Annotated in this window: 11 protein-coding genes; 5 read left to right on the top strand and 6 right to left on the bottom strand. The window is 45.7% G+C overall.

What is annotated here, in order from left to right; all coding sequences use genetic code 11:
- Window positions 1–14: 14 nt before the first annotated feature.
- Together glgB and ASC49_RS01650 are read right to left on the bottom strand one after the other, a co-directional pair.
- Window positions 15–2,183: a 1,4-alpha-glucan branching protein GlgB gene (glgB, locus tag ASC49_RS01655; protein ID WP_055461465.1), complete on the bottom strand. Its 2,169-nt coding sequence runs from the start codon at window positions 2,181–2,183 to the stop codon at window positions 15–17.
- A 16-nt stretch (window positions 2,184–2,199) separates the two neighbouring features.
- Window positions 2,200–5,340, bottom strand: coding sequence for a glycoside hydrolase family 15 protein (locus tag ASC49_RS01650; protein ID WP_055461464.1), 3,141 nt, complete (start codon window positions 5,338–5,340; stop codon window positions 2,200–2,202).
- A 322-nt stretch (window positions 5,341–5,662) separates the two neighbouring features.
- On the opposite strand from ASC49_RS01650, the gene ASC49_RS01645 reads away from it, so the two are divergent.
- Together ASC49_RS01645 and ASC49_RS01640 are read left to right on the top strand one after the other, a co-directional pair.
- A complete protein-coding gene (locus tag ASC49_RS01645; RefSeq protein WP_211262000.1) occupies window positions 5,663–6,022 on the top strand; it encodes a YqaA family protein in 360 nt (119 codons plus the stop codon).
- A 26-nt stretch (window positions 6,023–6,048) separates the two neighbouring features.
- The gene (locus tag ASC49_RS01640; RefSeq protein ID WP_055461462.1) at window positions 6,049–6,777 is read left to right on the top strand and encodes an SPOR domain-containing protein; all 729 of its coding nucleotides are present in this window, start codon (window positions 6,049–6,051) and stop codon (window positions 6,775–6,777) included.
- Window positions 6,778–6,805: 28 nt separating this feature from the next.
- On the opposite strand, the gene ASC49_RS01635 is transcribed toward ASC49_RS01640, so the two are convergent.
- The 4 genes from ASC49_RS01635 to ASC49_RS01620 are packed head-to-tail and all read right to left on the bottom strand — an operon-like array spanning window position 6,806 to window position 11,708.
- The gene (locus ASC49_RS01635) at window positions 6,806–9,769 is read right to left on the bottom strand and encodes a fimbria/pilus outer membrane usher protein (RefSeq protein ID WP_055461461.1); all 2,964 of its coding nucleotides are present in this window, start codon (window positions 9,767–9,769) and stop codon (window positions 6,806–6,808) included.
- A gap of 5 nt (window positions 9,770–9,774) precedes the next feature.
- Entirely contained in the window at window positions 9,775–10,623 is an 849-nt protein-coding gene (locus ASC49_RS01630) for a fimbrial biogenesis chaperone (RefSeq protein WP_055461460.1), read from the bottom strand.
- 7 nt (window positions 10,624–10,630) lie between these two features.
- Window positions 10,631–11,101 carry a DUF4402 domain-containing protein gene (locus ASC49_RS01625; RefSeq protein WP_055461459.1) on the bottom strand — a complete coding sequence of 157 codons (471 nt, stop codon included), beginning with the start codon at window positions 11,099–11,101 and terminating at the stop codon, window positions 10,631–10,633.
- A gap of 13 nt (window positions 11,102–11,114) precedes the next feature.
- Complete coding sequence (locus tag ASC49_RS01620; protein ID WP_055461458.1) at window positions 11,115–11,708, bottom strand: DUF4402 domain-containing protein; 594 nt, start codon at window positions 11,706–11,708, stop codon at window positions 11,115–11,117.
- A gap of 124 nt (window positions 11,709–11,832) precedes the next feature.
- Here ASC49_RS01620 and ASC49_RS01615 point away from each other — a divergent pair, with 124 nt between their 5' ends.
- From ASC49_RS01615 to acs, 3 genes are all read left to right on the top strand, one after another.
- Entirely contained in the window at window positions 11,833–12,453 is a 621-nt protein-coding gene (locus ASC49_RS01615) for an HAD-IA family hydrolase (protein WP_245624602.1), read from the top strand.
- Between the two features lie 36 nt (window positions 12,454–12,489).
- The gene (locus ASC49_RS01610) at window positions 12,490–13,233 is read left to right on the top strand and encodes a class I SAM-dependent methyltransferase (RefSeq protein ID WP_055461457.1); all 744 of its coding nucleotides are present in this window, start codon (window positions 12,490–12,492) and stop codon (window positions 13,231–13,233) included.
- Window positions 13,234–13,332: 99 nt separating this feature from the next.
- A complete protein-coding gene (gene acs, locus ASC49_RS01605) occupies window positions 13,333–15,291 on the top strand; it encodes an acetate--CoA ligase (RefSeq protein ID WP_072242015.1) in 1,959 nt (652 codons plus the stop codon).
- Window positions 15,292–15,312 lie beyond the last annotated feature (21 nt).

Genomic DNA, 15,312 nt, shown 5'->3' with positions numbered 1-15,312 from the left:
CGCTCCTATTGTCTTTATTTAGCGTGCCATTTTAGGGCAAGAGTGCATAAGGGGGGCAGTTGTACTTCAATACTTTGCTCTCTGCCATGATTTATAACAGGCTCTGTTAAGTAGCTGTTCTTAACCGGGTAGCCGCTACCTGTGTAGACAGTTTCATCCGAGTTAAAAACAACTTCGTAACGTCCTTTCTGTGGCGTTCCAATTCGGTAGTTACCATGTGGCGTTGGGGTAAAGTTCACAAGAATAAGCAAATGTTCCGCCGACTCTTTTTCGCGGCGGACAAACGCTAATGTGGAGTTGGCACTGTCATCTAAGCTGATCCATTCAAATCCCGATGGTGAGTGATCTAAATGCAAGGCTGGCTCATTTTTATATAAATGGTTCAGTGCTTTGGTGACTTGCTGTTGTCCAGCGTGATAATCCACCTCCAGCAAATGCCAATCTAAGGAGCGTTCGTGGCTCCATTCTTGACCTTGTGCCAATTCATTGCCCATGAAATTAAGCTTTTTACCCGGATGGAAATACATATAGCTGGTAAAAGCACGAAGGTTCGCGAATTTTTGCCAAGCATCCCCTGGCATCTTGGCGATCATGGAACCTTTACCATGCACTACTTCATCGTGAGAGATGGGCAGAATAAATTGTTCATCATAGGCATATACCATAGAGAAGGTTAGATCACCTTGATGGTGTTGGCGGTAAATCGGATCTTTGCTGATATAGCTAAGAGAGTCGTTCATCCAGCCCATGTTCCACTTAAAACCAAAGCCGAGCCCATCCATATAAGTGGGCTTGGACACTCCAGGAAACGCCGTTGATTCCTCGGCCACTGTGAAGCAGCGGGGGTGGTTTAGATAGATGGTTTCATTGAGTCTGCGAATAAAATCAATGGCTTCATAGTTGTGATTGCCGCCGTCTACGTTTGGCACCCACTCACCGTCTTTACGAGAGTAATCTAGGTACAGCATTGATGCCACAGCATCAACACGAAGGCCGTCAATATGGAATTCATCCAGCCAGTAATTGGCATTACTGATGAGATAGTCCACCACATGATCTTTACCAAAGTCGTAGATCAATGAATTCCATTCCGTATGCCAGCCCTTTTTAGGATCTGGATACTCGTATTGTTTGGTGCCATCGAAGTTAGCCAAGCCATGACTGTCGGTTGGGAAATGGGCCGGTACCCAGTCCATGATGACGCCAATGCCTGCATGGTGGAAGGCATCTACTAGAGCTCGGAAATCGTCTGCACTGCCGTAACGGGAGGTCGGTGCAAACAGGCCAATAGGCTGATATCCCCAAGAACCATCGAATGGAAACTCCATCACAGGCAGCAGTTCAACGTGGGTATAACCCATTTCCACTACATAAGGCACCAGCTGCTCTTTCAATTGAGCGTAGCTTAAAGATTTACCGTCATGTTGTTTCTTCCAAGAGCCAAGGTGAACCTCATAGATGCTCATTGGCTGCTCGTAGATATCTTGGATTTCACGATTGACCCATGACTCATCTTGCCAGCGATAAGTGCTGGCAGAGACAACGCTGGCAAAGGATGGAAATTGTTCAATGGCTTTGGCGAAAGGATCAGTACGATGCGGCAGGATGTCGCCATTATTGGCGCGAATCTCATACTTGTAGCGCGCGCCAGCAATAATATCAGGAATGAACAAACGCCAAACGCCGTCACCATTACTCGACATGGGATGTATGCGCCCATCCCAATTATTAAAGTCTCCTACAACAGAAACGGATCGAGCGGCAGGGGCGTATACGGCAAAGCGTGTGCCCTGAATCGATAGTTTATCGTTTACTTTAGCTGAGCGGAGTAGAGCACCTTCTTTATGATACAGGCTGGCACTGTGGTATTCCGGGTCGGAAAAGGTGGCCTCTGGAAATTGATACGGGTCGACGATAGTAAAGTTAGCCTCGCCATAATGAACCCTTAGGCGGTAGTGGCTTTGTGCTCGTTTAGCTGGCCAGGCAAACAAAAAGACGCCGTCCGCTTTGCCTGCTTTCATGACGCCAATTAGTTTTTCTGAATCAATTTCAAGCACTTCGACTTTGGTAGCATCGGGACGCCATACCGTTAATGTAAATCCTTTGTCTTGGTTTGGTTTTAAACCAAGACATTTAAAAGGGTCGGAACAGCGAGCGTTGATGACGTCGTTCAGAAGATCCATTTACTTCTCCAACCAATTAAGATGTTTTATGTATGTGACGTTGTTGACTGTGCAATTTGGTGACGGCCCAACTTAAGTAATGATTCACTTTGTTTGGTGTCAGCTGGGCAAATTCATCCAATGCCATGTCATAGCTATCCACCTCTGGGTGGTCAGTCTTATATTGTTTTACATGATCCATGGCCGCTTTGGAAATCAAAACTGGTAAATTTACTTCCTCAATGAACTCGCCATTAGGGTGTTTCTGACAAAATAGAATAAATGCGTACAAACCTTCAAAAATTAAGCACTTATACCAGCTCGGTGTAATGTCGAAGGTCAGGGACTCGATCAAATGCGCAAAAGTATCTTCCCCTGGTGTCATAGAGCTCAAGGTACGCTTGCAATCAAGGATAGTATTACTTTGCGGGTCGCCAAATACGATGCGGTTAGTTTGTGCGAGACTGTCCCATAGTTGCAGCAACATAGTTTCTGGTAGCTTGGTGATAAGTCCTTGACCTGTACGCCACTCAAACCAGTCTATGTCTTTACTACGACCTGCCTGCGAGTCGACCCGTTGGTGATAACGCACACTGGCGACGACATGGGTAAACTCTTTATGCTTTTCTACTAGAACTCGACGTAGAGTTTCATAAAGTTCCATGGGCGAGTGCGCTGCAAGAGTTTTAATCACGTCGATGTTGTCACAATCGTCATCGTTGAGAAACTTATGCGCACAAAGTAGACCTAGGTTGTGCAAGCGAATGGTGCGTACCCCAGCAAAATACTCAGGATGAATCTTCATCAACGTGCCAGTGATCGCTAATAGCTCATGGTAGAGTACTTGAGCTAATAATGAATCTGAGCTTTGTGCAATGGCTTTAAAGACATCTTTATGATGCAGTGGCGTGGTAATACTCACCTGATGTTCGGAGTGCTGGCCGATCATCAATACACGTTGACGCACCGTGATCTCAGCCGCATGGGTGGCCATGTCCATGGTGGGTTTAAGCATTAACGAATAAAGTTGGCGAACACAGTACCAGTTACGATGAATTAAGGCGTTGGTGTACACCGAGTCCAGCACGTTTCGAACGGTAATGAGCTCGCCGTTTTGCTCGGTGACTTGCTCATGCAGTGCGTTGCGTCGGCCCAATTGCAGTAGAATTTCAGTGGCATCTTCTAAAGTGGGTTTCTCTTGTAGGTGTTGAATAAGCTGACTAATGCTCCAATGCTGATAGTCGTAGCTGGCCGTATCCGCGACACTTGAGATAGGCCATGGGGCTTCATAAACTGGCAGTTGAGTACCCAACTCATAGCCATGTGGCATATCAAAGTTCATCAGGCGACGACTGCCTGATTTAAAAGCGTTTTTCGCAGATTGCGGAATAACTCGAAATTCACTGAACTCACGCTTTTGTAGGCCGCGGAAAAACTCAAACAGATGTGCCGCACCTTTCATTTCAGCTAGCGCTTCATCGATTAGAACGGCAAATACCGCATTTGCTGGGTAATACCAGCTTTCGGAAATAACCGAAAGCTCGTTGCGAATGTGCTGCTCAAAGAGAGCTGGATCCGTTTTACGATAGTCACGATCCGCATTTTGGAACCACGGTAAACATAAGCAGCGTTGGTCATTCACAACAAACGGCTGTGCGATGGCCAGACTGTTTAGAGCTCGGCTTGGACGGCCGCTTAATCCTAGGGCTTTTGACGCGCCAACATTACGATACAATTCAATTAACTGTTCTGAATTGACGATCTGGATGGGGGCTATTTCGTCCACGGTTTGGCATAAGCAGCCTGCATCCAATAATTGCTGCTTGATCTTATTGTTCTTAGCCAACACGACCAAAGAGATGTTGACGTTACGATGGATATGCTGCTTCTTATGCAACCCTAGAGGGTCGAGATCTTCTGTCGTGATGAGCTCATCGTCGAGCATGCGCCCAACCAGGTAGAGGCTTTGCGCCCAGACTAATGGCAAGTTATCGTTCGGAACTCGTATTTGTGTGCCTGGCGCCGCTTTTTCCGCAAGAATAAACTCTTCTGGTACATAGTAAAGCTCTGGTAGCAGACGCTCGCCGTCTTTTTCCACCATTAGGCTTTCTAAGCGGTAGCGGTAGTAGTTGGCGCTTTCCCAATCGCGAGCAAATAAACGGTCGATATAAAGATAAGTAAAGAATAGCGGCCACTCGGACTCGATGTGCTCAAAATTGATTAGTTCGTCATATTCATAATAAATACGACTGTGGTCTTCTATTACGGTTTGGTGTCCGTCGAGCAAGAAACGTTTACAGCCGTAATTACCGCCTAATTTATCGAGGATTTCTTGGCGTGTTTTGCGTTTTAGTTTTTCATCATTTACCGCGAATGCAGGATAGCTGATGATACTAAGCAAGGCACTGTCTACTTCTTTGGATCGAGATTCTTTAGGTAATAGGGACTCCAAGACAGAACCTGCACGAGCGACCGCGTCGGCAAAGGAGTGCACAACTGCCCATTCTGGACCGTCTTCGCCGAAGAGGTTCAAGCCGTCTAACGCTTCCAGAGCGGCTTTCGCCATACCTACAGAACTAGCGTTGATTTCGGCTTTGCCATTGTTGACTTTATTACCACGTTCCCAAATGCCGAAATCAGGGGTACGGTAAGTCCGAGAGATGTAATAAATCAGGTTCTGAATGAAATTAAATTCATCGCGAGAATAGATCAGGCTGCTGCCTGATTTGGTCATTTGCGCAAGGGTTAGGAGATAAAAACTGGTGGCGTCAATTTGCAGGTGTCCCCATGCGTCATCCGCGACCACTTCCTGTCCTGTTTTAGTATCGTATTTTGCGTGAAGGGCATCAATCGGATCGAGAGAGTCTTTAAAGGCTTCAACCTTATGTGATTGGCGCATCATGGCAAATAACAAGCCACGCATCATTTTAATGCAAGCGTACTCTAATTCGTGGGCGCGATTGTCCGGATTTGAGGCACGTTTGTAGGCGAGTGATAGAGCCCAAACAGCTTGAATGGAATAAACATTATCTCGTACCCAAGCGTCGGTGTAGTCGCCGTGGTTGTTGATGCTGGTGCTTGCTGGAAAAAGCCCAGTTACAGGGTGTTGTCGAGACAGAATCACCTTATCAATGTGTTGGTATAGGGAGTCGAGCTCGGTTGGAATGTCAAACGGCATATAAAAGATCCCTTTTATGGCTGAGAGCGTTTATTTGCTTATGCAATTTTAAGGCCTTGTTATGATGCGGCAGTATACTGGTGTTTCATGACAGTATCTTGTTAAGGCAATAGCAAAATGTAAGTTGTGTTACGTTAATTAGTAGTCTGCATCAAAGTCAGATGCTGAATCTTGTTATGATCTAGTAGCTTGTGTTACACAAAGCATGATGTAAAGGTGTATTCATATCAATATATTAATTGAAGCAGCGCCAGAGCTTGTTGGCCTATTTTTTATCGCTTTTTTAGCGGCGACCGTACTACCATTGGGCTCAGAATTACTATTGCTGGGATTTGTTGCGCGTTACCCAGAGTTAGCATTTTGGGGGTGGGGGAGTGCTTCAATTGGAAATACCCTTGGTGGTATGACGAATTGGTGGCTTGGTAAATACTTGCTTCATTTCCAGGATAAACGCTGGTTCCCTATATCCGCTAAGCGCTTACAGCAAGTTCAGCATTGGATTCAGCGTTTTGGTCAGCCAGCTTTATTATTCAGTTGGTTGCCTGTTGTCGGCGACGCACTGTGTTTGGCTGCGGGCGTGGCGAAGCTACATTGGCTGTCATCTATGCTATGGATACTGATCGGTAAATGCCTTCGTTATGGGGCATTAGTTTGGGGGACAAACGCCCTAGTGTTATCGTAAGATGTCTCAATTGATGGAGGGGATGTATGAGACTGAAGTTATTAGTGGTTTGCGCAGGGGCTATTTGGTTAGCAGGCTGTACGTTAACACCTGAGAAAAAAGGTACCATGACTAACGCTGAATTGCAGGAAGCTTTACAAGCTCAGCAGCAGGAATGGGAGGACATGAAACCACAGTTGCAACGCATCCTAGCCTTAGAATCAGATTTGAAACTGCTGGTGGAAACGCTTGATACGGTGCCAGAGTCGAGCGAAAGCTTAACTCAAGAAATGGCGCCTGTAGCGGAAGCCAAACAGCAAGCGAATCAAGCTCCGGTTTTACCTTCCGCAGCATTGGCGGACATTAATACCACGCCCAAGGTGGAGACTCCCCCCATCTCCACCACGCGATCGGACAAACCGTTCCGTCAGTCGCCGCCTAGCAATGCGGTAACGGCAGAGTTTCAAGGGGGCTCCAAAACCAAAGCTGATGCCAGTTCGACATCCCAATACTATGGTGTGCAACTGGCGGCTTATGGCTCTGAGCAACAAGCTATTCAGGGCTGGCAAGCTATCACGCAAAAATACGCTGAGGAGTTCGCCGACACTGCGCCGTTGATCAATCGGCATCAAGTGAAAGGCAAAACCTACTACCAGCTCATCGTCGGGCCATTTTTGAAAAAAGCTTACAGCGTCGACTTTTGTAATAAGTTGAAGCAGATGCAGCAGGATTGCCTAATCACGAGCTACAAAGGCGATCCCTTCCTTTCGTTGTAAATCGTCTTACGCCGCTAATTAATGAACGTTAGCGGCGAGTGATGCTTGTGACATCACAGTCCACATTATGATCTGCTAAAAAAACGCAAATGCTGCTGGCTTCCTGTTTGTCCTTCGAAAATCCCACATACAATTGATAGCCTGACTCTGTTCGGTTGTAAAAATATCGGTATTGAGCGATTTCAGGCAAGCGTTTACTTAGTATGCGCCAGTAACCACGCAAGGATTCAAGGCGGCTGAATGACGCAAGCTGTGCACTGTATCCCTGTAGTTCGAATGACTTACGTAAAATTAGGTTTTGCTCTGCCAATACACCGGATTCCTCACCGGTAAGTGGGATTTGAGAGCCCTGTTGGAAGTTAAAGTTACGCAGATAAGTTGGGTCAATTTCCAGTGTATAGGCCTGAGGTACAATCCCTGTTATTAAGAAATAGCCATCAAATTCACTGATGACTTCCTCAACAACTGTACCAGAAGTGTCTTTTAGCAATACGGGAACGCGGGCTCTGTTGGTCAAGTTGCCGTTTTGCTGTAGCTCTTTGACATAGCCTTCGATCTCCAAAGATGGGACGACGGGGATGTCGAGTGTTTGAATCGAGCCTGGGCGTGGAGCAATGGAAACCCCTTGATTTGCGCGAATTAAATAGGGGTCGTCGAGTTTGCTCAAATCGATATCGATATCGGTTTGTTGATAGCTCGGTAAGGCGGTGATTACCGCTATTCCTTGTGAGTTAGTGGTAGCTTTGCGATAGCTTTGTAAGGTTTCAATATCGACATTTTGGAGGGGGCGATCGCCTAAATCAAAACGACCGTTACGATTGTTATCCAAAAATACACGAGCAGACAGAGTGCCTTGTGAAGAAACAGGCATCCTAGAAAAAAATGCACTGTCGTTTTGAGTCATGCCAATACCGACTCGCCCTAACAAAGAGGCGCGCCAACCAGTTCGATCGCTGTAAGAGAGGTTTGAAGTAAGACTGAACTCATTAGGCTGCCAGCTAGCTACCAATGCTGTTTCACTGGAGTCATTCTCTAAATTATAAATAAATCGCACACGACCACTGGTGTTGTCGCTAATATCGCCACTGATTTCAGCAAAGAAGGCGTCTATATCAAACTCAGGTGAAACCGTATAGTCGTTGCCAAAGCGAACAAAATAGTCACTCAAATAACGTTGGATTTGCCAATCACCAGTCGTCTCAGCAGCGTCTTGGTCAGACCAAGTCAGTCGATTTGATAGATAGCTGTCACCAACACTGGTCCCGAGCTGATTGATAAAACGCATGTAGGCTTCATCGCCATCAGGAGTGATTTGCTCGATGGATTGTTGATAGGACAGCCTTAAACGAGGTACGGCGCCAGAAAGTCTAAGCTCTTGAGATTCAAAGCTGCTAACATCCTTAGCGTCATCGGTGCGTTGATTTTCACGATGGATAAAGCTTAGAGACTGGTTCCATAGGCTGGTATCAATCTGGTAACGGCGCTCATAATCACCGTTGTCCTGCTCCAGTGAATCAATCGAAAGCAGGGCGGCGCCAAACAATGAAATATCACTGCCGAAGGATTGTTGATCGTACTGCTCAAAGCCCTGTTCGTGATGTACTTGCGAGCCAATGCTTAATGACCACCAATCCGTCACACCATAATCTGCACGAATTAAAGTACTGAGGCCGTTATTGTTTTCATTATTTAAGGTGTTTTGATCGAACAATCTTTCCCCTTCGTCAATAAAGGATATATCGTAGACAAACTGCCCCGCCGACTGACCTGTTGAGCTAACGTAATAATCTTGCTTTTCGCGATTTACTTGGCCTTGAGGTCCGTAAAAAACCAGCTCGATCTCGTTGTATCCGAACACCAGGGGCACATCTTGGAACTCATATTGACCGCCAGTGACATTAAATTGGCTAGTGAGTAGCAGCTGATTTCGGTATACCTCCACATCCCAGCCTGCTTGGATATCACCAATAAGGTTGATGCTATTACCGCCGCTATAGGAAAGTGGAGTATTGCTTATACGTGCACCAAGATGGGTACGACCAGTTTGAAGTGGGTTGATTTGCGTACTTCGAATATCACCAAACTCGAGTGTGGTGGCATTCATAAAGCCTAAAAGCTCACTTTCATTAGAGTAGCGACTGCCAGATAAGCGTGCGGAGTTAATCTCGTTACTGCCGTTTATAGCGAAGTAGTACTGCGTGTTAAAATACGCTACATCATTAGAGCCCAACACTGAAATATTATGGCTAGTATCGCTGTTTTCGCTGGCGTTAATTGATGCTTGTATATCCAATAATGGCTTAGATATTGGTTGGTAATCATGCTTTTGAAGCGGGGCGCGGGCTTCATTTTGTGCGCGATACGCATCTTTAGCGCGTTGCTCCCGTGCCAGTTTTTCTTCGATAGGAAGGGGGCGGTTGCTCTGAGTTTTAAGTGTCAGCGTACCGTAATTGACATCAAGGTTTACATCAAACCATTGTTCGTACAGGTTTAAGTCAATATAGAAATCGTCTTCTAAACTGATTTGCTGAGCATCAATAATAGAGTTTTGTCCATTTGCGATAACTGACCAATTACCGTCTTCTTGATGAGAGATCTCAAATGTATTTACAGGGTTACGAATCCACCCTGAGGCTGATTCGTTGTCAAAGTCTGTTTCAATGGCGAAATCAAACGCTTGTGTCATGTCGAATAAGCTTATCTTGGCTCCATGTTCGGTTTTAAAACCGAACACCTGCCCCAAAACTAGCTTGCCTAGTTGCACTCCAAGAATCAGCTCTTCTCCCGCGGGAATGGTGCTAGCGATTGCATCTGGGCGTATCGTTTGCGCGTTATTGGCTGCTTGAGTGGCTGCCGTTTTAGTGAGGCTTGGCAGAGCCACTTGATCATCTTGTATAGCTTTGTATTTGGCCTTTAAGCGCTCAAAGGCCTCATTAGCATGAGAGGTTGATACAGCCAAAGAGGCAACGATGATGAGGCAAGCACTGCGCATAAGAACTACTTAACGGAATTGATCATCTGTTGTGTAATGGGCAACGTTTTTTGAGCCAGTAGCAAGCCTTTAAATTCCAATTGTCCCTCATAGCGAACTTCTAATATTCCGGGTTCAAGCTTAAAATCTTGCCATGGAAATTGTGTGGTAGCTGTCTTTGTTTCCGGGTAGAAGTTATAACCATTTATCAGGCCAACTTGCCTTTTGGGCCCATTTTGAGGCGTCCAATACGCTATTAACCGACCATGGCTGCTAAATGGATCGTTGTGGTATAGATCGACCTTAATATTCGTGATCCCCGTCTCTTTTTTATGCACAAGAGAAATATCTGTGATTGCTGGATTAACGTTCACCGCCCCTACGCGGTAGATGACAGGCATGGTGTAACTCATCAGTACGTTTAATGAGATTGAGCTTCCTGCATTTTTTTCTGAGTTGCTCTGACTGGGAGGTAGCGCTACAAAGGATAAATGTGATCGATATTCACCAGTTTGAAGGCCACTGGGTTTTCTGACAAGGAGCTTAACGGTCTGACGTCCACCGGGAGCAAGCGTCACTTGCTTTGGGCTGATTCTGACGAATCGTTCAAGACTCGAGTATTGGCTTTTCTCTTTTTCAGTCAACTCTCGATAGCCACCTTGCTGCAGAGCTGCCATTTGTTTCCATTCTACTCGATAGCTTCTAATTTGTTTGCCTGTGTTGATTAGGTTGACTTCAAAAGTTCTATCGCCATCGTCCAAAAAAACGCGAGTAGGAGAAATCATTAAATCAGCATAAGTGAATGTACTCAAAACAAGTGTAACCAATACCACTATTGCTTTGCTGAAGAGGTTAATTCCGTTGTAATGAATCATAATGTCCTTAATAATTAACTGATATTTGATAGCTAATCCTATATTGAGTATTTACATAGGAATTTACCCCAGACCCTGAGGTCTCTAATGTGCCACCTACGAAAAGCGTTGCTGAGCCTGAGTTATCAGTCGTCAGTACAGAAGGCACATCCACATCTGTTAATGTAAATTGATCGACAGAATAGATATCACTGTTACTTCTTGCTTGAATACTTCTGCCAGAAATAAAAACTTGTTGATTACTAGGGTAATTGGTTAATAGAAACTGACCGACGGTTGGGGGAGTAACAATATAAATGCCATTGCTTCGAATAACATTCCCTGCGTAGGTTAAGGTAACATGTTCTTGGGTGTTGTTTTCTGCAATAACCACTGAACCGAAAGTTAAGGGCGAGAGTTCAATGATTTCACCCTTAACTTCAGCAATAGATGATAGCAGTGTCGCACAGAATATACTTTTTAAGTATGGCATATTCATTTTGAGAGGCGAGTTAGTAATCAACCTGCACCTGATAGCTACCTGTGTAGGTGCCGTCTAAGTAGTCTGTAGCTGGAGTGGTTGCATCGGTATGCAGTGTTGCGCCAACATCAAAACTAACGGCGCCAGAGGCATCTGTTCTTAAGTTCGGTGTTCCAGAAGTATAAGCATCGCCATCATTCTGACCACCTCGGATAATCGCATTAAAGGTATCGACGGTAAACTCAGCCGTGCCTCCAGCAGTGGCAAGAGTTATTGCCGATGACGGCAATGTCAATGTAAGGGTTGTGAATGGTGCGGCGTTGGTGACAGCAAATGAGGCTGGAGTACCTGCCGAAATCACGACAATATTTGCGTCTGCGGGAGTGCCTGCGGTGACTGCGCCAGCTGAACCATCAGCAGGTAATGTTAATGATGCCGTTGCAGTGTTCGTTGTATCGGCGGTGGCACGAATTGAACCAAAAGTCATTTCAGCCGTTTCTGCTAATGTAAAAGCATTATTTACAATAACAGTCGCATCGGAATTTAGTGATTCAAGGGCCAGCGCATTGCTTGATAGCAACGTAGCAAAACCTGCTGTAACAATTGTTTTCTTAAGTGACTTCATACGTATTCCTCATAGATAGGTATCCATATCTCTTAACGTCATTAAAAGCTAAACCTTTAGCAAATTCAAAGGGTAAAATGTAAACCTTTTTTACAAGTTTTGATTGAATGGTTGGAGGGCTGCTGTGGGTAGTGCGATAAAAATACAAGTAGTTCTATTTGACCTAGGCAATGTGCTGGTCAACTTGGGTACTCAAGAGGACTTCGCTAAGGTCTTTCAAATGGAGGCGGGCAGTGAATCAGAGCTTTGGGAAATGTGGCTGAAGTCACCTTCGGTGAAGGCGTTTGATAGCGGTCAGATACCTTTGCCTGTATTTGTTGAGCGGTTATTAAGCGAAACTAATCGTGATGTGGATCCTAACAGCTTCACAGAGAACTTTATCAATTGGCCGAAAGGATTGTTTGAGGGCGCGATTGAATTGGTTCAGAGTATTCCGTCTCATTTTCATCGTGCTGTCTTGTCTAATACTAATGATGCCCACTGGGGGCGTTTAATGGATGAAATGCAGCTTTCAGGGCTTTTTCATAGTTACTTTGCGTCTCATCAAATGGGCTTGGTGAAACCTGAGTTAGAGGTTTTTGATTATGTGGTCAATGAGTTAGGTGTGAATCCCGAGCACATCCTGTTTTTGGATGACAACCAAGTGAATGTCGATGGCGCGCTTACAAAAGGGATACAAGCGGAACAGGTCAAAGGTATCGCAAGTGCACAAGAAATCCTTTATACATATGGGGTAATTAGGTAGATACTGTTATTTTCTGCAAACCAATTTGGAAGAGATATGCGTACTTTCGATCCCTCCTCGGCGGCTAACTATTCTCGCGTAAGGCCTACGTACCCACCGGAGCTGTATTACTGGCTGAGTCATCAAGTCAAGCAAACCGAGCGTGTTTGGGATTGTGCCTGTGGTACTGGGCAGGCTTCTATTGATCTAGCGGCGTATTTCAATCAGGTCGAAGCCACGGATATTTCGGAGGCACAAATCGCTAAGGCAACGCCACATCGCAAAGTGAATTATTCAGTGCAGCCTTCAGAGCATACTAATTTTCCAGATAATTACTTTGATGCGGTGTGTGTCGCTCACGCTTTGCATTGGTTTGATTTGGACAGTTTTTGGGCGGAAGTTCGCAGAGTTTTAAAACCAGAAGGCAAGTTGTTTATCTGGGGGTATAACTGGGTCGAGTTTGACAATACTTTAGATCAAGCGATTAAGGAGCATCTGTTGCCAATTTTGCAGCCATTTTGGCCAGAAAAAACTACCTTGTTGCGCGGCCAATACACGGCAGTTGAATTCCCGTTTACCAAGATCGAAACACCGACCTTTGAATTAAAGTGCCATTGGACTATGTCTCAAGCGTTTGCTTTCATGCGCTCTTGGTCTGCATCGCAGATCATGATGGAAAAGCATGGCGACTTTAAGATTAAGGAGGCTGAGAAAGAGATCGAATATGTGTGGAAAGATCCGCTTGAGAAGGTTCCAGCTCGACTGCCATTTTTCTTATATGCCGGCACATTTGATAACTGAGTGTTATCAGAGGGTTAGACTAAAGTGGGATACCCTGTCCTAGAGCAAGCGATATAGTAAGTTTCAGCATCCTTATAAAAAATAACAACGGAGCGAGTCATGTCACATTCAGAATACACGGAGCAGATGGATTACACCTACTCCAACGCCAATGTTAGCCAAGCCGAATTTGAACAACGTTACCAAGAATCAATCAGTGACCCAGATACATTTTGGGGCAAAGAAGGCCTTCGTTTAGCTTGGTCAAAACCTTACACAAAAGTGAAGAACACAAGTTTTGAACGTGGCAATGTCAGCATCAAGTGGTTTGAAGACGGCGAATTAAACGCGGCTTATAACTGTATCGACCGTCACCTTCCAGAAAAAGCCGATAAAGTGGCGTTCTATGTAGAAGGGGATGTGGAAGGTAACGACAGTGTGGTCACTTACCAAGAACTTCACGATGAAGTAGGTCGCCTAGCAAATGTATTACGCAAGCAAGGTGTGCAGAAGGGCGATCGTGTTGCCATCTACATGCCAATGATTCCTCAAGCGGCCTATGCCATGTTGGCTTGTGCTCGTATTGGTGCAATTCACAGTGTTATCTTTGGCGGCTTCTCTGCGTCTGCGATCGCTGACCGTCTAAATGACTGTGAAGTAAAACTTGTTCTAACCGCAGATCAAGGTAAACGTGCTGGCAACTTAGTACCTTTGAAAAACAACGTTGACAAAGCTCTAGACAATAATGCTTGTCCAACCGTTGAAAAAGTCGTGGTGTACCGTTACACCAAGGCTGATGTGAATTGGGTAGAAGGTCGTGACCTAGATTGGGCGGAATTGGCAGCACAAGAAAGCACAGAAGCCGCTCCAGAGCCAATGAACGCAGAAGATCCGTTATTTATTCTTTACACGTCTGGTTCAACTGGTAAGCCAAAAGGTGTCGTTCACACTACAGGTGGTTACCTAGTGTATGCATCATTAACGCACGAGCTAGTATTCGACATTAAACCTGATGATGTGTACTGGTGTGCAGCCGATGTAGGCTGGATTACGGGTCACAGCTACATGGTTTACGGACCATTAGCGAACGGTGTAACAAGTGTCCTATTTGAAGGTGTACCGACTTACCCAGACTCTGGCCGTATCGGTCGCGTCGTTGATAAGTTCAATGTTACTCAGCTATACACGGCACCCACTGCGATCCGTGCATTGATGGCGAAAGGTGACGAGCCTATTGCAACCAGCAAACGTGATTCGTTGCGTGTACTAGGCAGTGTGGGTGAGCCGATTAACCCTGAAGCATGGGTTTGGTACCACAAGAACATTGGTAATGGTAAGTGCCCAATCGTTGATACTTGGTGGCAAACGGAAACAGGTGGCTTAATGATGACGCCACGTGTGACGGAAACCAATCCAAAACCAGGTTCCTGTACGGCACCTTTGTATGGTGTTCAGCCAGCGTTGGTGGATGCAGAGGGTAATCTGATCACTGAGATGGGCGTTGAAGTGGAGGGTGGTCTAGTGATTCTAGATTCTTGGCCGGGCCAGTCTCGTACGGTTTATGGTGACCATGAGCGTTTTGAGCAAACGTACTTCAGTACTTTCGAGGGCAAATACTTCACTGGTGATGGTGCCCGTCGCGATGCTGATGGCGCTTACTGGATCACAGGTCGTATGGATGACGTGCTAAACGTATCCGGTCACCGTCTCGGTACAGCAGAAATTGAAAGTGCGTTGGTGGCACATCCATCGGTTGCCGAAGCCGCCGTAGTAGGTTACCCGCATGATCTAAAAGGCCAGGGAATATATGTTTACATCATCCCAGTTGCAGGCGTAGAGCCAGACGAAGAGTTAACTAAGTCAGTTAAGATGATGGTGCGCCAAGAAGTGGGCCCAATTGCGACGCCTGATCTAGTGCACTGGGCAACCACCGGTCTACCAAAAACTCGCTCGGGTAAGATTATGCGTCGTATTCTGCGCAAGATAGCAGCTAATGAGCATGACGCTTTAGGTGATACAAGTACTCTAGCGGATCCAAGTGTGGTTGATGATTTGATCGATAACAGGTTAAATAAGTAAATCATACGTTCATGCTAAGGA

The sequence above is a fragment of the Marinomonas fungiae genome, assembly GCF_001418205.1.
Classification (GTDB): domain Bacteria; phylum Pseudomonadota; class Gammaproteobacteria; order Pseudomonadales; family Marinomonadaceae; genus Marinomonas; species Marinomonas fungiae.
This window is presented reverse-complemented; position numbering and strand designations above follow the sequence as displayed.